Source organism: Dactylosporangium salmoneum, from assembly GCF_039532525.1.
Taxonomy (GTDB): Bacteria; Actinomycetota; Actinomycetes; order Mycobacteriales; family Micromonosporaceae; genus Dactylosporangium; species Dactylosporangium salmoneum.
In genome coordinates this window covers 46730-66228 of sequence record NZ_BAAARV010000027.1, presented here as the reverse complement: position 1 = coordinate 66228, position 19499 = coordinate 46730, and the positions used below count along the sequence as shown (strand labels likewise).

The 19499-nt window shown below is 71.7% G+C and carries 20 protein-coding genes and 1 pseudogene; 11 read left to right on the top strand and 10 right to left on the bottom strand.

Features of this window, described 5'->3' with window-relative positions; translation table 11 throughout:
• Positions 1–37: 37 nt before the first annotated feature.
• From ABD352_RS18775 to ABD352_RS18740, 8 genes are all read left to right on the top strand, one after another.
• The gene (locus ABD352_RS18775) at positions 38–1522 is read left to right on the top strand and encodes an NAD-dependent succinate-semialdehyde dehydrogenase (RefSeq protein WP_344613694.1); all 1485 of its coding nucleotides are present in this window, start codon (positions 38–40) and stop codon (positions 1520–1522) included.
• Positions 1519–2346, top strand: coding sequence for a nitrilase family protein (locus ABD352_RS18770; RefSeq protein ID WP_344613693.1), 828 nt, complete (start codon positions 1519–1521; stop codon positions 2344–2346). Before ABD352_RS18775 ends, ABD352_RS18770 begins: the two co-directional genes overlap by 4 nt.
• A 170-nt stretch (positions 2347–2516) precedes the next feature.
• Entirely contained in the window at positions 2517–3080 is a 564-nt protein-coding gene (locus tag ABD352_RS18765; protein WP_344613692.1) for an amino acid synthesis family protein, read from the top strand.
• Entirely contained in the window at positions 3077–4432 is a 1356-nt protein-coding gene (locus tag ABD352_RS18760; RefSeq protein WP_344613691.1) for an aminotransferase class III-fold pyridoxal phosphate-dependent enzyme, read from the top strand. The genes ABD352_RS18765 and ABD352_RS18760 overlap by 4 nt, the downstream gene beginning before the upstream one ends.
• Positions 4433–4449: 17 nt before the next feature.
• Complete coding sequence (gene hydA / locus ABD352_RS18755) at positions 4450–5868, top strand: dihydropyrimidinase (RefSeq protein WP_344613690.1); 1419 nt, start codon at positions 4450–4452, stop codon at positions 5866–5868.
• 27 nt (positions 5869–5895) lie between these two features.
• Complete coding sequence (locus ABD352_RS18750; protein WP_344613689.1) at positions 5896–6903, top strand: LLM class flavin-dependent oxidoreductase; 1008 nt, start codon at positions 5896–5898, stop codon at positions 6901–6903.
• Positions 6904–6907: 4 nt separating this feature from the next.
• Positions 6908–7594, top strand: coding sequence for an NADPH-dependent F420 reductase (gene npdG / locus ABD352_RS18745; RefSeq protein ID WP_344613688.1), 687 nt, complete (start codon positions 6908–6910; stop codon positions 7592–7594).
• Complete coding sequence (locus tag ABD352_RS18740) at positions 7591–8418, top strand: carbon-nitrogen hydrolase family protein (RefSeq protein WP_344613687.1); 828 nt, start codon at positions 7591–7593, stop codon at positions 8416–8418. The genes npdG and ABD352_RS18740 overlap by 4 nt, the downstream gene beginning before the upstream one ends.
• 60 nt (positions 8419–8478) lie before the next feature.
• Here the strand turns inward: ABD352_RS18740 and ABD352_RS18735 are convergent, their stop codons facing one another.
• The 10 genes and pseudogenes from ABD352_RS18735 to ABD352_RS18690 form a co-directional block, all read right to left on the bottom strand.
• A complete protein-coding gene (locus ABD352_RS18735) occupies positions 8479–9540 on the bottom strand; it encodes a hypothetical protein (RefSeq protein ID WP_344613686.1) in 1062 nt (353 codons plus the stop codon).
• The gene (locus ABD352_RS18730; RefSeq protein WP_344613836.1) at positions 9537–10136 is read right to left on the bottom strand and encodes a SigE family RNA polymerase sigma factor; all 600 of its coding nucleotides are present in this window, start codon (positions 10134–10136) and stop codon (positions 9537–9539) included. The genes ABD352_RS18735 and ABD352_RS18730 overlap by 4 nt, the downstream gene beginning before the upstream one ends.
• Positions 10133–11269, bottom strand: coding sequence for a hypothetical protein (locus ABD352_RS18725; protein WP_344613685.1), 1137 nt, complete (start codon positions 11267–11269; stop codon positions 10133–10135). Before ABD352_RS18725 ends, ABD352_RS18730 begins: the two co-directional genes overlap by 4 nt.
• 112 nt (positions 11270–11381) lie before the next feature.
• Positions 11382–11726, bottom strand: a complete 345-nt coding sequence (locus tag ABD352_RS18720) for a sensor histidine kinase (protein ID WP_344613684.1) — start codon at positions 11724–11726, stop codon at positions 11382–11384.
• An 8-nt stretch (positions 11727–11734) separates the two neighbouring features.
• Positions 11735–13903: a peptidase domain-containing ABC transporter gene (locus ABD352_RS18715; RefSeq protein ID WP_344613683.1), complete on the bottom strand. Its 2169-nt coding sequence runs from the start codon at positions 13901–13903 to the stop codon at positions 11735–11737.
• Positions 13900–14103: a hypothetical protein gene (locus ABD352_RS18710; RefSeq protein ID WP_344613682.1), complete on the bottom strand. Its 204-nt coding sequence runs from the start codon at positions 14101–14103 to the stop codon at positions 13900–13902. The genes ABD352_RS18715 and ABD352_RS18710 overlap by 4 nt, the downstream gene beginning before the upstream one ends.
• A complete protein-coding gene (locus tag ABD352_RS18705; RefSeq protein WP_344613681.1) occupies positions 14100–15074 on the bottom strand; it encodes a TIGR04500 family putative peptide maturation system protein in 975 nt (324 codons plus the stop codon). Before ABD352_RS18705 ends, ABD352_RS18710 begins: the two co-directional genes overlap by 4 nt.
• A complete protein-coding gene (locus ABD352_RS18700; RefSeq protein ID WP_344613680.1) occupies positions 15071–16063 on the bottom strand; it encodes an MvdC/MvdD family ATP grasp protein in 993 nt (330 codons plus the stop codon). The genes ABD352_RS18705 and ABD352_RS18700 overlap by 4 nt, the downstream gene beginning before the upstream one ends.
• Before the next feature lie 36 nt (positions 16064–16099).
• Positions 16100–16267 carry a hypothetical protein gene (locus tag ABD352_RS18695; protein ID WP_344613679.1) on the bottom strand — a complete coding sequence of 56 codons (168 nt, stop codon included), beginning with the start codon at positions 16265–16267 and terminating at the stop codon, positions 16100–16102.
• A gap of 383 nt (positions 16268–16650) precedes the next feature.
• Positions 16651–16884, bottom strand: a pseudogene (locus ABD352_RS18690) (MerR family transcriptional regulator); the annotation flags it as partial.
• Positions 16885–16974: 90 nt separating this feature from the next.
• Between ABD352_RS18690 and ABD352_RS18685 the strand changes: the two are divergent.
• From ABD352_RS18685 to ABD352_RS18675, 3 genes are all read left to right on the top strand, one after another.
• A complete protein-coding gene (locus tag ABD352_RS18685; protein ID WP_344613678.1) occupies positions 16975–18147 on the top strand; it encodes a HEAT repeat domain-containing protein in 1173 nt (390 codons plus the stop codon).
• A 271-nt stretch (positions 18148–18418) separates the two neighbouring features.
• Positions 18419–19339: an ISL3 family transposase gene (locus tag ABD352_RS18680; RefSeq protein WP_344613677.1), complete on the top strand. Its 921-nt coding sequence runs from the start codon at positions 18419–18421 to the stop codon at positions 19337–19339.
• Positions 19306–19494, top strand: coding sequence for a hypothetical protein (locus ABD352_RS18675; protein ID WP_344613676.1), 189 nt, complete (start codon positions 19306–19308; stop codon positions 19492–19494). The genes ABD352_RS18680 and ABD352_RS18675 overlap by 34 nt, the downstream gene beginning before the upstream one ends.
• Positions 19495–19499 lie beyond the last annotated feature (5 nt).

Here is a 19499-nt window from a genome sequence, read left to right as displayed (position 1 = left end):
CCGGACCGGGGACGACCGGCCGGTGGAGGAGGAAACAATGGCCTCATTTGACGAGGCGCTGGCCGCGGCGACGGCGGTGGCCGGCAGCGTGCCGAAGGGCCTGTACATCGACGGCGAGTGGCGGCCGGCCCAGGGCGGCAAGGCCCTGGCGGTCGAGGACCCGGCGACCGGCTCGGTGATCGCGGAGGTCGCCGACGCATCCGTCGCCGACGCGCTCGACGCCCTGGCCGCCGCCGACCGGGCCCAGCACGCCTGGGCCGCCACGGCACCGCGGGAGCGCGGCGAGGTGCTGCGCCGGGCGTTCGAGCTGATGGTCGCGCGGCGCGACGACCTGGCCGGGCTGATGACCCTGGAGATGGGCAAGGCCTTCGCGGAGTCGCAGGCCGAGGTCAGCTACGCCGCGGAGTTCTTGCGCTGGTTTGCCGAGGAGGCCGTCCGCATCGACGGCGGCTACCTCGCCGCCCCGGGCGGCGGCTCACGGGTGCTCCTCATGCGGCAGCCGGTCGGCCCGTGCCTGCTCATCACGCCGTGGAACTTCCCGATGGCGATGGGCACCCGCAAGATCGGTCCCGCGCTGGCGGCCGGCTGCACGGTGGTGGTCAAGCCGGCCAAGCAGACCCCGCTGTCGATGCTGGCGCTGGTCGGGATCCTCGAGGAGGCCGGCGTACCGCGCGGCGTGGTCAACCTGTTCACCACGGCGCGGGCGGGGGCGGCCAGCTCGGCGCTGCTCGACGACGCGCGGCTGCGCAAGGTGTCGTTCACCGGTTCGACCGAGGTGGGCCGGACGCTGCTGAGCCAGGCCGCCAACCGGGTGCTGCGCACGTCCATGGAGCTGGGCGGCAACGCGCCGTTCCTGGTCTTCGACGACGCCGACCTCGATCTGGCGATCGAGGGCGCGGTCCAGGCGAAGATGCGCAACGTCGGCGAGGCCTGCACCGCCGCCAACCGGTTCTACGTCCAGCGCTCCGTGGTGGACCGCTTCGTCGCCGGCCTCGCCGAGCGGCTGGGCAGCCTCCGCGTCGGCCACGGGCTCGACCCCGCGACCGACGTGGGCCCGCTCATCGACGGCAACGCCGTGAAGTCGGTCGGTGAGCTGGTCGCCGACGCGACGGCGGCGGGCGCCAAGGTCGTGACCGGGGGAGCGGCGATCGCCGGCGACGGGTACTTCTTCGCGCCGACGGTGCTTTCCGGTGTACCCGGTGAGGCCCGGACGGTCCGGGAGGAGATTTTCGGCCCGGTGGCCCCCGTCGTGGCATTCGACGCGGAGGACGAGGCGGTCGGCATGGCCAACGCCTCGGAGTACGGCCTCGCGTCCTACGTCTTCACCGAGAACCTGGCCCGCGGCCTGCGGGTCAGCGAGCGCCTCGAGAGCGGCATGGTCGGGCTCAACCAGGGCATCATCTCCAACCCGGCCGCGCCGTTCGGCGGCGTGAAGCAGTCGGGTCTCGGCCGCGAGGGCGGGCGGGTCGGCATCGACGAGTACCTGAACATCAAGTACACGGCCGTCCGGGCGAACTGGTGACCGGCTTCCTGCTGGCCGGCGTCCAAATGCGGCCGATTCTCGGCGACATCCGGGCGAACCTCGCGGCCTCGTCGTTCTGGATCCGCGAGGCGGCCGCCCGCGGGGCCAAGCTGGTGGTGCTGCCCGAGGCGGCGTCGGCCGGCTACGTCTTCGCGGACCGGGCGGAGGCCGCGCAGTACGCGGAGCCGGTGCCGGACGGCCCCACGAGCGCCGGCTGGGCTGCGCTCGCGGCGGAGCTGCAGATCTGGATCGTCGGTGGCGTGACCGAGCGGGAGGGCGAGCGGATCTACAACTCCGCTGTGGTGCTCGGGCCCGGCGGCCACCTGGGCACGTACCGCAAGGCGCATCTGTGGAACGACGAGAAACGCATCTACGACCCCAACACGGCCGGCTTCCCGGTCTTCGACACGCCACTGGGGCGCATCGGGGTGGGCATCTGCTACGACGCCTGGTTCCCGGAGATGTTCCGCAGCGCCGCCGTGCAGGGCGCCGATCTCGTCGTCCTGCCGTCGAACTGGGTGCCGGTGCCGGGGCAGCCCGACGACGGGCCGGCGATGGCCCACCTGATGTGCATGACCGGCGCGCACAGCAACCAGTGCTACGTCGCCGGGATCAGCCGGATCGGCGTGGAGCGCGGGCAGGAGTTCGTCGGCCGGTCCGTGCTCGTGGGGCCCGGCGGCTGGCCGCTGGCCGAACCCGCGAGCCGCGACCGCGAGGAGCTGGTGATGGCCGAGGTCGACCTCATCGGCACCCGCCGGGAGCGCCGGGACAACCCGTTCAACCAGCCGCTCGCCGACCGGCGGACCGACCTGTACCTGAGCTGATGCTCGAGCTGACCTGAGCCCGGCGCGGTAGCGACCGGCCGATGTCGGCTGCCCTTTTCCGGGCCGGACAACCTCAGCTTTATCCGAATCCCAGGGCTCTTGACAGTCCTTTGCAGTATCGACAGTATTTGAACCGACGGTTCGTTGAGTGAACCACAGGAGGAATGATCGTGATCAGGGTCCGGAAGATCGTTCGCCATCTCGAGGAGACCTGGCTGGAGAATGGTCAGGACGTGCAGCCCCGCCACCGCGTCGCGTTCGTCGGGGTCGTCATCGAGAACCCCTACCCGAGCACCTACGTGCAGGATCTGGTCACCCTGGCCGACGAGCTGGGTGAGGAGATCGGCAGCCTCATCGGGCCCGCCTGCGTCGAGCTGCTGGGCGACGAGGTCGAGGCGTTCGGCAAGGCGGCTCTCGTCGGCATCGACGGGGAGGTCGAGCACGGCTCGGCGCTCATTCACAACCTGCGCTTCGGCAACGTCTTCCGCAAGGCGGCCGGCGGCACGGAACTGCTGCCGGCGGCCGAGAAGGTCGGGCTTCCCGGCAGCCCGATCGACATCCCGCTCAAGCACAAGCTGGACTCCAAGACGCGCTCCCACCACCAGACCGTGACGCTGCAGGTCGCCGACGTGCCGCGGCCCCGCGAAATCTTCGTGATCTGCGCGGCGTCCAACGCCGGACGCCCGCTCGCCCGGCTCGCCAGCTTCGGCGCCGAGGTCAAGGGCGCGTCATGACGATCACCGAGACTCAGGCCTGGACCGCTCAGCGCGTCAAGGCCGTCGACAAGGAGTACGTGATCCACTCCTGGTCGGTGCAGGGCGCGCTGGACCCCATCCCCGTGGCCGGCGGATCGGGCTCATGGTTCTGGGACTACGACGGCCGCAAGTACCTCGACTTCCAGTCCCAGCTCGTCAACCTGAACCTGGGCCACCAGCACCCCCGCCTCGTCGAGGCGATCCGCGCCCAGGCCGAGGAGCTGTGCTACATCGGCCCTGGGTTCGCGGAGCGCTCGCGCGCCGAGCTGGCCGAGATGATCGCCCACCTGACCCCCGGCGACCTGAAGATGAGCTTCTTCACCACCGGCGGCGCGGCGGCCAACGAGAACGCGGTCCGGCTGGCCCGCCACGTCACCGGCCGGCACAAGATCGTCGCGCGGTACCGCTCGTACCACGGCGCCACCGCGGGCGCGATGTCGCTCACCGGTGACCCGCGCCGGTGGGCCGCGGAGCCGGGCATCAGCGGCGTGGTACGCATGCTGGACCCGTACACGTACCGCTGCCCGGCCGGGCACCCGGACCCCTGCCCCGTCTGCTCGGGTGGCCCGCACCTCGAGGAGATCCTGCAGTACGAGAATCCCGAGACCGTCGCCGCCGTCATCGTCGAGCCGGTCACCGGGACCAACGGCCTGCTGTACCCGCCGGACGGGTACCTGCAGTCCCTGCGCGAGGTCTGCGACCGGTACGGCATCATCCTGATCTTCGACGAGGTGATGGCCGGCTTCGGCCGCACCGGCGAGTGGTTCGCCTGCAACCACTGGAACGTCACGCCCGACATCCTCATCACCGCCAAGGGCCTGAACTCCGGCTACGTCCCGCTCGGGGCGATGACGGTCAACGCGCGCATTTCCGAGTGGCTCAAGGACAACATGTTCTGGGGCGGCATGACCTACGCCGGGCACCCGCTCGCGTGCGCGTCCGGCGTGGCCTCGCTGCAGATCATGCAGGACGAGGGCGTCGTCGAGAACTCGCGTGCGATGGGCGAACGGCTCGGCGCCGGCCTGGCCTCGCTGGCCGAGCGGCACCCGAGCATCGGCGACATCCGCGGCCGCGGCCTCTTCTACGGCGTCGAGCTGGTGAAGAACCGCGCCACGAAGGAACCGCTCGTGCCGTTCAACGCCAAGGGAGCCGCCGCGGCACCCGTGGGCAAGCTGCTCAAGGCGGCGATGGCGCGGGGCGTGTACCTGACCGCGAACTTCAACGTCCTGCGCCTCACGCCGCCGCTGGTCATCAAGCCCGAAGAGATCGACCTGGCGCTCGGCGTCCTCGACGAGGTGCTCGCCCTCGCCGACGAGCACTACCAGGGCTGAGTTTTCAGGAGATGGATATGGGATCGACACTGATCAGCGGCGGCACGGTCGTCAACGCCGACTCGGCGATCCGCGCCGACGTCCTGGTGCGTGACGGGCGGATCGTTGCGCTCGGTATCGGTTCGGACTGGACCGCCGACCACGTCATCGACGCGACCGGGAAGCTCGTCATCCCGGGCGGGATCGACGTGCACACCCACCTGGAGTACCCGATCGACGGGTTCACCACCAGGACGGCCGACGACTTCTACACCGGGACCGTCGCCGCTGCCCACGGCGGCACGACGACGATCCTCGACTTCGTGAAGAAGGAGCCCGACCGGTCGCTGTACGACACGTACCTCCGCCGGCGCGACGCGGCGGCGGAGCGGTCCGTCATCGACTTCGGCCTGCACGCCATCGTCCCGCCCCGCGACCAGCAGCCCGACGTGCTCGACGACCTCCGCCGGCTCGCCGGCGCGGGGGCGGTCAGCTGGAAGTTCTTCATGGCGTACCCGGGCACCCAGATGGTCGACGACGGTCAGCTCCTGGAGGGTTTCGAGCTGGCGCACGAGCTCGGCGTGCTGCCGATCGTGCACGCCGAGAACGGGCACATGGTGGCCCGTGAGACGCAACGGCTGATCGACAGCGGCAACACGGCCGAGCACTTCCACGCCACGGCGCACGGCCACGACTCCGAGGCCGAGGCCGTGCACCGCGCGATCGTGCTCGCCGAGTCGGTCGGTGCGCCGCTGTACATCGTGCACGTCTCCAGCGCCGCGGCGGCCGAGGAGATCAGCCGGGCGCGCGCCGACGGCCGGCGGGTCTGGGCGGAGACCTGCCCGCAGTACCTCCAGGTCGCCTACGAGGACTACGTCGGCCTCGGTGAGCGGGCCGCCGCGTACCTGTGCTCGCCGCCGATCCGCGAGCGCAGCAACCAGGAAGGCCTGTGGAAGGCGGTCGTCACCGGCGCGGTGGCGACGGTGGCGACCGACCACGCGGGCTTCTGCATGCACCAGCCCGACGACCTTCCGCCGCAGAAGCTGCGCAGCCCCGGCTACTTCCCCAAGGTGCCCAACGGCGTGCCCGGCATCGAGGACCGGCTCATGGTGCTGTGGGAGGGCGGCGTGGCGAGCGGCCGGATCGACCCGTGCCGGTTCGTCGACCTGGTCTCCACCCGGCCGGCCAAGCTCTTCGGCCTCTTCCCCCGCAAGGGCATCGTCGCGGTGGGGGCCGACGCCGACCTGGTGGTGTGGGACCCGCAGGCCGACCACGTCATCACCACCGCGGGCACGCACATGCGGACCGACTACAACCTGTACGACGGGATGCGGGTGACCGGCAAGCCGGTCCACGTCCTGTCGCGCGGCGACCACCTGGTCGACGCGTCGGGTTCCTTCGACGGCGCCGCGGGCCGGGGTGTCTTCGCCGAGCGCGGCACGCCGTACCTCTTCTGAACGAGACTGAACGGAGCTGTCAATACGATGAACCTTCCTCTTGGCATCCATGTCGGCGAGCGGCTCAGCCTCGAGCAGACCTACTGGCAGGCCGAGTTCGCCGACCAGAATGGGTTCGAGTCCGTCTGGGTCGCCGAGGGGCGGCTTGCCCGCGACGGCATCGTGCCGGCGGCGATCATCGCGAGCAAGACCCGCAACGTGAAGATCGGCACCGGCGTCGTCAACAACAAGAGCCGCAACGCCTCGCTGATGGCGGTCACGTTCAAGACGCTCGACGAGGTGGCGCCGGGCCGGGCGATCCTGGGCATCGGTGCCTGGTGGGAGCCGCTGGCGACCAAGGTCGGCCAGCCCCTGTCCAAGCCGATCGCGTCGATGCGCGAGTACATCACCGTGCTGCAGTCGTTCTTCCGCAACGAGCTGGTCGACTTCGACGGCGAGTTCGTGCAGATGCGCGGCGTGCGGTTCGACAGCATGTACCGCGAGAACAAGCCCGTCGACATCCCGATCTACATCGGCGCCGTCGGGCCCAAGATGCTGGAGCTGGCCGGTGAGATCAGCGACGGCGTGCACATGGACTTCCTCCTGCCGCCGTCGTACCTCGTCGGCGCCCGCGCGGCCATCGAACGCGGCATCGCCAAGCGGACCGACGGCAAGCAGCAGATCGACCTCACCCAGATCGTCTCCTGCAGCATCAACGACGACGACCCGCAGGAGGCCATCGACGCCTGCAAGGCCTTCCTCACGCTGTACCTGTGCCAGCAGCCGCACATCGCCGAGCACTGCGGCGTCGAGCGCGAGCTGGTCGACCGGCTCCAGGAGATCGCCGGCTGGCCGGCCACCCCGGAGGACATCAAGCGGGCGATGCAGCTCGTCCCCAACAGCCTGGTCCAGAACGTGACCGCCTGCGGCTCCACGGACGACGCGTACCAGAAGCTGATGTCGTACCACGAGGCCGGCGTCCGCAGCCCGATCATCTCGACCCTGGGCGACAAGGAGCAGACCCTCACCCGGCTCGCCCAGGCCGCGAAGGCCTGAGCCGATGAGCCTGACAAGGATCGCGGTCATCGGCGGGACCGGCCCGCAGGGGCGCGGGCTGGCCTACCGCCTGGCCCGCGCCGGACACTCCATCGTGCTCGGGTCCCGCGACGCCGCGCGGGCCGAGGCCGCCGCCGCGGAGTTGCGGCAGCAGCTCGATGCCGCCGAGATCACCGGTGCCTCGAACCTCGACGCGGCCGCCTCCGCGCCCGTCGTGCTGCTCGCCGTGCCGTACGACGGGCACAGCGAGCTGGTCACCGGCCTGGCCGGCGCGCTGGACGGCAAGGTCGTCATCAGCTGCGTCAACCCGCTCGGCTTCGACAAGCTCGGCCCCTTCGGCCTCGACGTGCCCGCGGGCAGCGCCGCCGAGGAGGCCGCCGCGATCGTCGGCGCCGCCACCTTGGTGGGCGCGTTCCACCACCTCTCGGCTCCGCTCCTGCTCGACCCGGAGGCGGACCTGAGCCACGAGGACGTCCTGGTGTGCGGCGACGACCGCGCGGCCAAGGATCTCGTCATGGGGCTGGCCGCCGACGTGACCGGTGGCCGGGCGGTCGACGCCGGCCGGCTCCGGCTGGCCCGCCAGCTGGAGCCGCTCACCGCCGTGCTCATCTCGGTGAACAAGCGGTACAAGACCCGGTCAGGGGTGGCCATCACCGGACTGACCCAGGCTTCGGAGAAGGTCCTCGCGTGAAACTCGCAGCGCTGCAACTACAGGCCTCCGGCGACCGCACCGAGACGATCGGGCGCGCCGCCGACCTCATCGACGACGCCGCCGGCCAGGGCGCCCGGATCCTCCTGCTGCCGGAGCTCTTCGCCGTGCCGTTCGTCCAGCCGGAGCCCGACCTCGACTACTTCGAGCTGGCCGAGCGCATCGACGGGCCCTCGAACCGGATGGCCGCCGAACGGTCGCGCCAGCACGGCATGACGATCGTCTCGTCGATCTTCGAGGCGGCCGACGTGCCGGGCGTGTACTACAACACGGCCTGCACGTACGTCGCGGGCGAGCTCAAGTCGGTGTACCGCAAGTCGCATCTGCCGTTCTCGAACGGCTTCCCGGAGAAGTTCTACTTCCAGCCGGGCGGCTCGGAACCCGAGGTCGTCGACACCGGGGAGACCGGCGTCGGCACGATCATCTGCTACGAGCGGCACTTCCCCGAGCTCAGCCGGATCGTGGCCCTGCGCGGCGGGTCGGTGCTCTGCGTGCCGGTGGCCTCGGCCAGCGCGCCCATGCGCGAGGTCTTCCAGCTCGAGCTGCGCGCGCACGCGGTGTTCAACGGGATGTTCGTGATCTGCTCGAACCGGGTCGGCAAGGAGGGCGTCAAGGACTACTTCGGCCTCAGCGCCGTCTACGGCCCGGACGGCGACGTGCTCGCCGAGGCCGACGGCGCCGACGGCCTGGCGGTGGCGGAGGTGGACCTGAGCCTGGTCGAGCTGTCCCGGCGCAAGCGCCCGTTCCTGCGCGACCGGCGGCCCGAGCTCTACGCCCGGCTGACCAAGATGGGCCCGACGGCCTAGGCGTCCACGACCCGGGCCGCCGTGTTCGACACGGCGGCCCGGGCGTCGTGATGGCCGTTGCTATGCGCAGGTCCAGACCACGGGGCGCGGGTCGGGCGGGTTGTCGGCCTGCAGGACGCTCGTGATCCGGGTGCCGTCGGTGCTGATCTGGCCCATCATCCCGAGCGGCCGCTTGGGATCGGTGGGCAGCCACGTGACGGTGCCGTTGACCCACACCGCCGGATGGGGCGGGGCCAGGTTGGGCGCCTCGCCGAAGACCCGGCCGAACTTGTCGACCTTGCGCGCGAGGATGCCGGTGACCTGGTCGAGCGAGCCGGTGCGCACGTTCCACCGGGAGGAGCCCCCGATGATCCAGTCGCCGTTCACGTCGGTCATGGTCGTGTCGGCCCCGGCGGTGGGCAGGTCCCTGCGGGTGCCGTCGGGCAGCCAGGCGACCGCGCCGCTCACCGCCCGGCCGTCCACCTCGCGCTTGTAGGCCGCGGCGACCATGCCGTCGTCGCTGATCCCGCCGAGGGTCACCGTCGCCCGGGGCAGCTCGTAGACGGTCAGGGCGGGCGGCATGGCCGCCGGCCACACCGCGACCTTCATCGCGGACAGGTCGCCGCTCGGGCCGCCGATGCCGAGCAGCACGGCGACGTCGCCGCGCTCGTTCATCCTGGCCTCGCGGACCTCCTTCGTGCCGGCGGGCAGCGGCAGCTCGCGGAAGGCGCCGTCGCGGAAGATCCAGGGCTTGTACTGGTCGCCGCCGAGCACGTCGCCGCGGGCGTCGACCGCCATGTACACCGCCTGCAGGCCCGGCGGGACGGTGACCCGCCGTGGTGCGCCGCCGCCCTGGTACACGTCGAAGCCATGCCCGCCCGGCACGACGTACACCTTGCCGCCGCGGTCGCTGAGGACCCCGTCGGTGAGCACGTTGCGCGGCCCGCCCGGGATCGGCTCGTCCACGAACGTGCAGGTGCCCAGCGGCGGCGCGGCGGGCGCCGACGGCGCGCTAGGCGCCGACGCCGCCGGCGAGCCGGCCGCGTTATGGATGAGGCTCGCGGCGCCGACGACGGCGAGGACCGCCATGCCGCCCGTCACCGCCGCCAGCAGGCCGCGCCGGCGCATCGTCATCTCGTTCACTGCCCTCTCCACTCGTCGCCCGGCAGCCTGACTGCCCGGTCCCCGAGGCGCTTGCGCAGCGTGGCAAGCCCGTCGGAGGTCTGACTCTTGACCGTGCCTTCCGAACAGCCGAGCAGCTCCGCGACCTCCGCCACCGGCAGGTCGCACAGGAACCGCAGCACCAGCACCGCCTGCTGGCGCGGGGGGAGCCGGCGCAGGGCCGCCCGGACGACCACCCGCTCGTCGATCGGCTGCCCCGTGACAGCCGCTCGATCCGGCAGGCGCTCGCTGAGCAGCACCCGCGACCACAGCCGCCGCCGCTCGCGCAGGAAGGTGTTGACCACGACCCTCCGCACGTAGGCGTCGACGTTTTCCGCCTGCCGGGCCTGTTTCCACCGCACGAACAGCGTTGTGGCCGCCGCCTGCACGATGTCGTCGGCCCGGTCGTGGTCGCCGCACAGCAGCACCGCGAGGCGGCGCAGGCCGGGCAGGCGGGCCTCGAAGTAGGCGATGTACTCCCGCTCGAGCTCGTCGCCGCTGTGCGGTCCGGCCGCGTGCGGCCGGGGCTCCTCGCGGGGCAGCTCGGCGGACACCGGCGGCGTGGCGCTGTCGGTCATCGGCACGACCACACCACCTCGCGCCACTCGCCGGTCGCCTCCACGCCGATGCTGGCGGCGATCCGCGACCCGTCGTCATTGACCGCGGTGATCATCCCGACCCACTCGCGGCCGTCGACCGGCAGCACAGCGGCCGCGCCGTTGACCCAGTAGCCCGGGTGCGGCGGCGCCATCTGCGGCTGGTCGCCGTACACCCGGCCCTGCGTGTCGACGTAGCGGGCCCAGATGTTGTCGATGACGTCCATCGCGCCGGTCTTCAGGTTCCACCGCACGCCGCGGGCCAGCACCCAGTCGCCGGTGATATCCATCATCAGCACGCTGCGGGCGTCGGCCGGGACGGGCAGCTGGCGCAGCAGCCGGCCGGTGCGGTCCCAGACGACCGGCGCCGAGTCGGACAGCTCGCCGACCTTGCGCTCGACGTAGCCGGCGACGATGCCGTCCTCGCTGATGGCGACGGCGTGCGCGGTGAACCCGGGCGGCGCCTGCAGCGGCCGCAGCTGCTCGCCGGCCGGCCCGACCGACACGGGCCCGGACCGGGCGGTGGTGACCACGTCGCCGCGGGAGTTCGCGGCCTGAACCTCCGGCAGCGGGCTGAACTTCCCGCCGCTGTGGCGGCCGCCGCGGGTCACGAAGTCGCCGTTCGTGCCGACCGCGATGACATCGCCGGTGTCGCCCTGCGGGGCGATGTGCTCGACCCCGCCGTCGGCCGAGCGCAGATAGTCGCCGAACGCGTTGTCGCCGAGCTGCTCGCGGCCGACGCCGACCCGCCCCGTGGGGTCGAACACGAACGTCCTCACGCTCTTGGCGTCGACGCCGGGCACCCTCTCGTCGCCGACGACGCAGGAGACGCCGGGCGTGGTGGGCGCCTTCGTGTAGGCGGCCACCGGCGGCAGCACCGCGAACGGCGTCGCCGGCCCGGTCGCCGCGGGCCGCTGCGGTGGCCCGGCCGCGATGATGGTCCGGTTGACCACCGTGGCCGCGGCGAGCACCGCCAGGCAGGCGACTCCGGCGAGCGCCGCCGCGCGGGCGCGCTTGCGGCGCCGGCCCGCCCGCACGGCCCGGCGCAGGTCCACCTTGGTCGGTGGCAGTTCGTCGATCATCAGGGGCTGCAGCAGCCCCGGCCCGTCACGCATAGTGAGAGCCGCCTCCCCGCTGTCGTCGGATGATCCTGTCACCCCTCAGAGCCCCCCGGATCCGATCCGGGTTGGGTGCGACTTTGCTGCAGCGGGTCGTACGACTCCCGCATCACCCGGGCGGGTGCGCGTCGTCCTCGTTCGCGGCGGGGAGCGGGATCTGCGCGCGCAGGGCGGTCCCTGCCCCGCGCGGGCTGTCGACGGCGATCCGGCCGCCGAGCGCCTCCACGCGGTCGTTGAGGCCGACCAGGCCGGTGCCGCGGGCGAACTCGGCGCCCCCGACGCCGTCGTCACGGACCTCGACCCGCAGGACGCCGTCCGAGGCGGGTGCCTCGACGGTCACGGTGACGGCCGAGGCGCGCGCGTGCTTGACCGCGTTGGTCAGCGCCTCGGCGACGACGTAGTATCGCCGCTCTGCCCGGCGGTCGCGTCGGGCCCGGGCCGCAGGCGCGGGCACGCCCAGTCCTACACCCATTTGGGCACGGCGGCGAGGGCGCCCCACGCCCCCTGGAGTGTGGCGAGTTCCGCGTAACGGCCACCGAGGGCGAGCAGTTCGTCGTGGCTGCCCTGTTCCACGATGCGCCCGCCGTCCAGGACGTAGATGACGTCGGCGTCGCGGACGGTGCTCAACCGGTGCGCGATGACGATGCGGGTCTGCGGCAGCTCGGCCAGTTCCTGTTCGATGTACGCCTCGGTGGCCGGGTCGAGATTGCTCGTCGCCTCGTCCAGCAACAGCACCCGCGGCTCGGGCAGCAGCGCGCGGGCCAGGGCGATTCGCTGGCGCTGGCCGCCGGACAGGCCGCCGCCGTCGACGAGGAGCGTGTCGTAGCCCATCGGCATCGCCATGATGTCGTCGTGGATGCCGGCCGCGGCCGCCGCGGCGGCCACCCGGGACAGCGGCGCCTGCGGGTCGGTCAGGCTGATGTTCTCCCGCACGCTGCCGGTGAACAGCGTCGGGTCCTGGGTCACCACGCCGAACTGCCGGCGCAGCGTGCGCACGTCGAGCGTCGCCGTGTCGTGCCCGCCGTGGTACACGTGGCCCTCGGTCGGCCGGTACAGGCCCAGCAGCAGCCGGGCGAGGGTGCTCTTGCCGGAGCCGGAGCGGCCGACGAACGCGACCTTCTGTCCCGGCTCGATCGTGAACGTCAGCCCGCGCAGCACCCACGGCGCCCGCGGGTCGAACCGGAAGCTCAGGTCGCGCACGGACACCCGCCCGTCGTGGGCGGGCGCCTCCCGGCCGCCCTCCTCCGGCGCCTCGTCCAGGATGTCGTCGAGGCGGGCCAGGTGCGCGCCGGTCTGCTGCAACTGGTGCAGGTTGTCCACAATGGACGACAGCGGGGCGAGCGCCGCGGTGGCGAGCGCGCTGAGGGCGAGCATGGTGCCGAGGCTCAGCTCGCCGTGCAGGACGCGCTGGGCGCCGATGAGCAGCAGCAGGGCTGGCGCGAGGTACTGCAGTGCCCCGAGCGCGGTCTCCAGGCCGCCGCGCACCAGACCGTGCCGGGTGCCGGCGTTGAGCTGTCCCGCGAGCAGGTACGACCAGCGCTGGACGGCGCGTTCCTCGGCGCTGGCGGCCTTGAGCGTCTCGATGCCGCTCAGTGCCTCGATGAGCTGCGCCTGCGCCTTGGCGGAGGCGTGCAGCTCCCGTTCGGCGAGCTCGGCGACGCGGCGGCGGGTGAGCAGCAGCAGCGTCAGCTGGACGCAGGCGAGCGCGGCGAGGAAGCCGCCGAACACCGGGTCGCGCCACAGCACCAGGCCGAGGTACCCCAGCGCCAGCGGGGCGTCGAGCAGCGTCAACAACACGTGACCGGAGAGGATGTCCCGCAGCGCGGCGACGCTCTGGGTGCGCATCACCAGGTCGCCGCTGCCGCGCTCGGCGAAGAAGCGGTACGGCAGGGCGAACAGGTGCCGCACCACCCCGCCGGTGACGTCGTCGTCGGCGCGCGAGCGCAGGGTCAGCAGCAGCGCGGTTCGCAGGAAGCCGAGCACGACGTGTGCCACGACGGCGACCGCGACGGCGAGCGCGAGCGGGGCCAGCAGGTCGGTGGCGCCGGTGGGCAGCAGCCGGTCCACCAGGACCGCCGACAGGGCCGGCACCGCCAGGCCGAGCACCTGCAGCAGTACCGAGGCCAGCAGCACCTGTGCCAGCAGCCCGCGGTACCGGCGCAGCGCCGCGCTGAGCCACTGCCGCCGCCAGGCCGGCCGGTCCGGCTCGGCGTCGACGGGCCGGAAGTCCGGGCCCGGCTCGAAGCCGATGACGACACCGGTGAAGCCGACCTCGAACTCCTCATGGGTGAGCCGGCGCCGCCCGGAGACCGGGTCCAGCAGGTGCACCCGGCGGCGGCCCCAGCGCTCCAGCAGCACATAGTGATTGAAGTTCCAGTACAGCACCGCGGGCGTCGGCACCGCGGCCAGTTCCTCGGGGCGCAGGGAGAACGCCCGGGCGTGCAGGCCGTGCCGGCCGGCCTCCTCGACGAGGGCCAGCGCGCTCAGCCCGTCGCGGGACACCCCGAGGTCGGCGGTCATCTGCCGTACCGTCGTGGGTCGCCCGTGGTAGGTGAGCACCATGGCCAGACAGGCGGCACCGCAGTCGGCCGCCTTGACCTGTCGCAGCTCCGGCAGGCGCCGGCGGCTCACCGCGGCACCGGCCCGGTGCTCATCGCGAGCAGCACCGCGCCCAGCCCGGCGAGCAGCAGCGCGGCCGCCAGCCACAACGCCGCAAACAGTCGGCCGGGCAGGATCCGCAACCGCTCCGGCTCGACCCGGCCGGCGTCGGCGTGGCGGCGCACCGCGGCGGCCAGGAACACCCCGTCGCGGGTCAGGTTCGGCTCGCTCATGCCGGACCCCAGTTCCACTCGACGTGCGCCGCGGCCCGCCGCTCGGCCAGCCACTCGCCGAACAGCCGCCGCGAGACCGCGTCGCGGGTGGCGGGCTGCACGCCCAGCACCGCGGCGACGAGATAGCCGCCGCCGAACGGCACCGGCGCGTTGCCGGCGATCGCCTCGGCCAGCGCGGGATCGAGGTCCGCCCACGTGACCGTCATCAGCACCGGCGCCGGCCCGATCCCGGCCGCGAAGTCGGCCGCCGCGGCGGCGAGCAGGTCCGGTGCCGCGGCCAGCCGGGCCGCGGCTTCGTCGTCGGCGGTCTCCACCCGAACGAGCCGCAGCTGGTCGTAGCGGCCCGGGTCGGCGGCGAGCTCGGCGTCGACCCGTCCGGCGGTGACCCGCTCGCGGAGCCTCGCCACCCGGGCCTGGTGCGCGACGAGGTCCTCGAACTGCTGGTCGCTGAGCCGCTCGCGGGACATCCAGGCGCGGGTGTCCTCGAGGGTGAGCAGGCCGCGCGCCCGCCGGAACGCGTCGGCGGCCTCCTGCAGCGCCGCGTCATCGAGCTCCGTGCCGTCGGCGTCGAGCTCCAGGCGCACCAGGCAGGTGTCGACGAGCCGGTCGCGCAGCGACGCCTCCCGCCACAGCACGTCGAGGAAGCCGATCGCGTCGGCCACGCCCAGCTCGAAACCGTTGACCCGCACCAGCAGCATCTCGCCGCCGCGCTGCACGCCGCGCAACGGCCACGGCAGGGCGTCGTCCGGGCACCACGACAGCGACACCACGCCCGCGTCGGCGGCGGCCTGCCGGATGAGCAGGTCGTAGTGCAGCGACCCGTCGTACTCCTCGCGCTGCCACAGCAGGCGAACGCCCGCGTCGGGGTGCCGGGCGCGCAGCGCGTCGACCAGGGCCCGGGCCTCGGCCCGCTCGGCCTTCCCGGCGCTCGCCGCGCGCAGCAGCCCGACCGCCTCCATCAGCAACGTCATGACGGCACCTCGACCGAACCGGTCAGCAGCAGGTCCGCGACCGCCGCGGTGATCGGCAGCCCGGTGGCCAGCTCGAGCCAGTCGTACTGCCCGTTGGGGTTGATTTCCAGGAACACGTATTGCCCCTCCGGGGTCAGGATCAGGTCGATCGCGCCGTAGCTCAGGCCGAGGCGGTCCACCAGCGTCCGGCAGCGCTCTGCCACGTCATCGGGCAGCGCGTGGACCTGCAGCGGGGTGTTCTGGTGGTCGTAGCGGCGCCAGTCGTACCGCGTGTGGCGGGTCGCCTGGGAATGGATCTCGACGGCGAAGACGACCGCGCCGACGACGGTCACCCGCAGCTCGACGTCCTTCGGCACGTACGCCTGGACGATCATCGGCGCCAGCCGCAACGCCGCGAGGTATCCGAGGTCGCGGGTGCTCACCGGCTCCGTGTAGCGGCCCATGGGCGCCTCGGCGGTGCCGCGCGGCGAGCGGTGCAACGGCTTCGTGATGATCTTCCCGTCGTGCTCGTCGTAGAAGTCGAGCAGCCGGTCGGCGTCGGAGGTGATCAGCGTCGGCGGCACCGCGAACCCCAGCTCGACGGCGGCCGGGAGGTGGTACGACTTGCGGTCGGCGCGGTCGATCACGTCGCGGGTGGCCGGCACCTGGCGGCAGGCCAGCGCCCGCCACACGCCGTCGAGGTACGTCTTCACCTCGCCGGACAGGTGGGCCCGCACGTCCGGGTCGTCGACGGTGTGAGGTGGCACCGGCGCCGTCGGGCGCCGGTGCCACACACACGTCAGACCGTCCAGATCGACGTCCCGGCCGCCGAGACGCAGCCACCGGCGAACGCGTCCGGTGCCGGCGGCGGTCATCTCGACCTGTGCACCGGTCGGCACGGCTCCCGGATCGAGGAGCAGTACCTCGGCTCCGCGGGAAGTGAGCAGCGCCGCGACCCGCTCGGCGGTGACGTCCTCGGCGTCCGTGAGGACGAGGATCTGTTCAGTCATGGCGATGTGTCAGGAGTGCGTCGTCCGGTTACCCGGTCAGTCGCTCATGCCGTCGCCGGAGCACGACCAGCTGCCGCCGCCGCTCTTCGTGCAGACCTGGCTGCGCATCCCGGCGCTGATCTGCCGCAGCTCGTCCTCGCGCAGCTCCACGCCGGAAGCGGCGATCTGGTCGAGCTTGATGCGCGTTGTGGCCTTCTTCAACATCGGCACAACTCCTTTTCTGATGAGCCGGACCGTGCGGTCCGGCGAACACCATTCAGCCCGCACCGACTTGCTTTTGAGTTAAAGCCGGCTTGCTATGTCCTGTCACCAATTGGACGGCAACCAAGAGCATTGGATAACGGTCGCACCTCTGGCTTTTTTCCGTATCCGTGCCGCGGCGTCGCCTGGGGCTGTGTCGAAGGCTGCGGCGCACTTGCGCCCACAGTGTATAGTATCCCGACATTCAAAAATGTCGATAAAATTGCACAGCGTTCTGATTTCGCGAGGGGAGCCCGGATTTGCCCGGGGCGCAATGGTCTCAACGGCCCGCCCGAAAACATTCACACGTGGAAATCGGGCGATTTCCTGCGGGTGTAACCGCAGGTTCAGGCGATAAGCAGGCGAAGGCCGAGCTCTGCCGCGTCGAGATCGGCGAGGTGGCGGTTGCGTTCTGCCCACCGGCCTGAGGCGAGGTCGGCACGGAGGCCGCGCACGGCCCTCTGCTCGGTGCCCGGCCCGACTCTGGCTCAGACCGACACCCCGCGGCGGACGTGCTCGTCCAGGTACGCCTCAGGCCGGCACCAGTAGGCCTCGAAGAAGCCGTCGGCTGGCTTCGTCGGTGACTTCGGGACCCGTTTGTCGGTGAACCCGGGTCCCGCCGGTCGGCGGCCGATTCTTGTGTCCGGCAGTTCGGGACCCATACTCGGGCGATGCGTTACGAGGATCTTCTCGCGGAGACCGATTGGTCGGCGGTCGAGCATGCGTGCGGCACGGCGCCGGGGGTGCCGCAGACGCCGGAAATCCTCGCGGCGCTGGTAAGTCAGGACGTCGCAGCGCAGGTCGGGGCGCTCGGCGATCTCTACCAACTGGTTCACCATCAGGACACCGTCTACACGGCGACGCCACCGGCCGTGGATTTCGTGGTCGCCGTCCTCGGTGATCCGCGGACGTTGACGCCGGTACCGGCCGATCCGGGGCGCGGTGCCAAGCTGGTGCCGTTGCGGGCCGAGCTGCTCGGCTGGCTGACCTCCGTCATGGAGGCCGCTGCCGAGCACGACCAGTGGCCTCCGGCGGGCGAGCCGGCCGAGATCGCTGCCTGCCGTGCCGCTCGCCCGCGCGTGTACCACGCCGCACGCCTGTGGTGCGCGGACCCCGATCCCGAGGTCCTCTTCGCAGCGTTGGGGACGGTCGCGTGCCTGCTCGATGCCCCAGAACTCAATGATCACCGACACGAGACTGCCGTGTGGCTGCGCGAGAACGCCCTGGCGTCGCCCGATCGGGGTGTGCGTGTCATGGCGGTCCTGATCCTCGCCTCATGGGGCTACGACACCGCATCGGTGCTGCAGCACGATTCGGATCCCGTCGTGCGCGCGACCGCCGCGCTGTCCGCCGCGAACGTCCGAACGCCGGCCGGCACCCAGGCGATCCTCCAAGTGCTCTCGACCCCGATCGACGCCGCCTGGTGTCAGCAGGTGTTTCCGCATTTCGGGCGGCTCTTCCCGTTCCGGCTCCTGCCCGCCGCCATCGACCGTGCGACGCTCGACGAACTCATCGCGGCGCTGACGCCGCTGCTGGCCGACGCGCCGGACGGCACCTACGCCGGCGACTGGGGCGCACGACTGCGCGCGAAGGCCTTTCCGGACGGCTTCCCGTCAGCACGGCCACTCGATCCCGCCCAACGCGCACTGCTGCAGCTGATTGCCGAGCGCTGTTTCGGCCCGGCCGCTCCGCCCGTCCGGTTCGACACGGACACCAGAAGAGCACTGCGCGACCTCATACCCGACGGTGCGGTCCGCCGCGGACCGGCAGCCGGGCAATGGCCGACACGCCAGGTGAAGCCGGAAGAAGCCCACCTTTCGAGCACTCAGATCGACCTCGGCTGACGGGTCGGTACCCCGCTCATAGATCCGTCGGCGGCCACCGGCGCGCACCACCCGTCGCCGCCGAGATGACCTGCACGCGACATTCGCCACCTTCCATCCATCGACGCCGTCATCATGCCGCCGCAGCATGCTGCGAGGTGGGCCCCAAACTCACAGACAATGATCAAGGCGAGGTGACCCGCCCGGGCCCAGAACTCGCGCACATCTGGGTCCCGTTCTCGGCTCTGGTGCGAACTGTGTGATGGATGTCGGACGATGAAATGTTGCCCGGGTGCGCGATGCCGTCGGACTACTACTCCCTCATCTGAACGGCATCGAGATCGACGAGGTCGTAGATGCCGAGTCCGGGTTGGTCATCGTGGCTCGGGTCCACGGCAGTGAGGCCGGTTGTCAGGCGTGTGCGGTGCCGTCGTCTCGGGTGCATTCGCGGTATCGCCGGACGTTGGCGGACGCTCCGGTCGCCGGCCGACCTTTCCGGATCTTGTTGTGGGTGCGCCGATTCTTCTGCGGCAACACGGATTGCCGGGCGAAGACGTTCACCGAGCAGGTCGATGGGCTGACACGCCGGTGGTCGCGGGTCAGTGAAGGGCTGCGGCAGATGCTCACCACGGTCGGGCTCGCGCTGGCCGGCCGAGCCGGCGCTCGGCTTGCCGCAGCGCTGGGCATGCCGGCCGGCCGTCACCGCCTGATCCGACTGGTGCGGGCACTGCCAGATCCACCGGTCGGTGTGGTCGCGGTGCTCGGGGTTGATGACTTCGCGATCAGGCGTGGCCACCACTACGGCACCGTGCTGATCGGCTGCGAGACCCACCGGATTGTCGACCTGCTGGCCGGCCGCGACGCTGGCCCGTTGACCGCGTGGCTGCAGCAGCATCCGCAACCTCGGGTGATCTGCCGGGACCGGGCCAGCGCGTATGCCGAGGCCGCACGCACTGGCGCCCCAGAGGCCGTCCAGGTCGCCGACCGGTTCCACCTGTGGCAGAACCTTGCTGCGGCGGTGGAACGCTGCGTGGCTACGCACAAGTCCTACCTCAACGAGCCTACCGAGCCCTGCGAACGCGCGCGGGCGCCGAGCTGGTGCGTTCGTTCGCTGAAATGCTCACTCGCCTGCGCGGTCAGCGGCTCGGTGCCTGAATCGCCGCGGCCGAAGAGGCGGCGTTGCCCGGCATCACAAAGTTCGCCACCGGTCTGACCGCAGACCTGGACGCCGTCACCGCCGGCCTCAGCCTGCCCTTCAGCTCCGGGCCGGTCGAGGGCAACGTCAACCGCATCAAGATGATCAAGCGGCAGATGTACGGCCGGGCTGGCTTTGACCTGCTCCGCAAGCGTGTACCGCTTTCCACCTGAGCCAC

Bases quoted from the DNA above. Each gene is read 5' to 3' on its own strand.
- ABD352_RS18775 (WP_344613694.1), top strand. From the start codon at position 38: ATGGCCTCATTTGACGAGGCGCTGGCCGCGGCGACGGCGGTGGCCGGC.
- ABD352_RS18760 (WP_344613691.1), top strand. From the start codon at position 3,077: ATGACGATCACCGAGACTCAGGCCTGGACCGCTCAGCGCGTCAAGGCC.
- hydA (WP_344613690.1), top strand. From the start codon at position 4,450: ATGGGATCGACACTGATCAGCGGCGGCACGGTCGTCAACGCCGACTCG.
- ABD352_RS18750 (WP_344613689.1), top strand. From the start codon at position 5,896: ATGAACCTTCCTCTTGGCATCCATGTCGGCGAGCGGCTCAGCCTCGAG.
- npdG (WP_344613688.1), top strand. From the start codon at position 6,908: ATGAGCCTGACAAGGATCGCGGTCATCGGCGGGACCGGCCCGCAGGGG.
- ABD352_RS18730 (WP_344613836.1), bottom strand. From the start codon at position 10,136: ATGACCGACAGCGCCACGCCGCCGGTGTCCGCCGAGCTGCCCCGCGAG.
- ABD352_RS18725 (WP_344613685.1), bottom strand. From the start codon at position 11,269: ATGCGTGACGGGCCGGGGCTGCTGCAGCCCCTGATGATCGACGAACTG.
- ABD352_RS18710 (WP_344613682.1), bottom strand. From the start codon at position 14,103: ATGAGCGAGCCGAACCTGACCCGCGACGGGGTGTTCCTGGCCGCCGCG.
- ABD352_RS18705 (WP_344613681.1), bottom strand. From the start codon at position 15,074: ATGACGTTGCTGATGGAGGCGGTCGGGCTGCTGCGCGCGGCGAGCGCC.
- ABD352_RS18700 (WP_344613680.1), bottom strand. From the start codon at position 16,063: ATGACTGAACAGATCCTCGTCCTCACGGACGCCGAGGACGTCACCGCC.
- ABD352_RS18695 (WP_344613679.1), bottom strand. From the start codon at position 16,267: ATGTTGAAGAAGGCCACAACGCGCATCAAGCTCGACCAGATCGCCGCT.
- ABD352_RS18685 (WP_344613678.1), top strand. From the start codon at position 16,975: ATGCGTTACGAGGATCTTCTCGCGGAGACCGATTGGTCGGCGGTCGAG.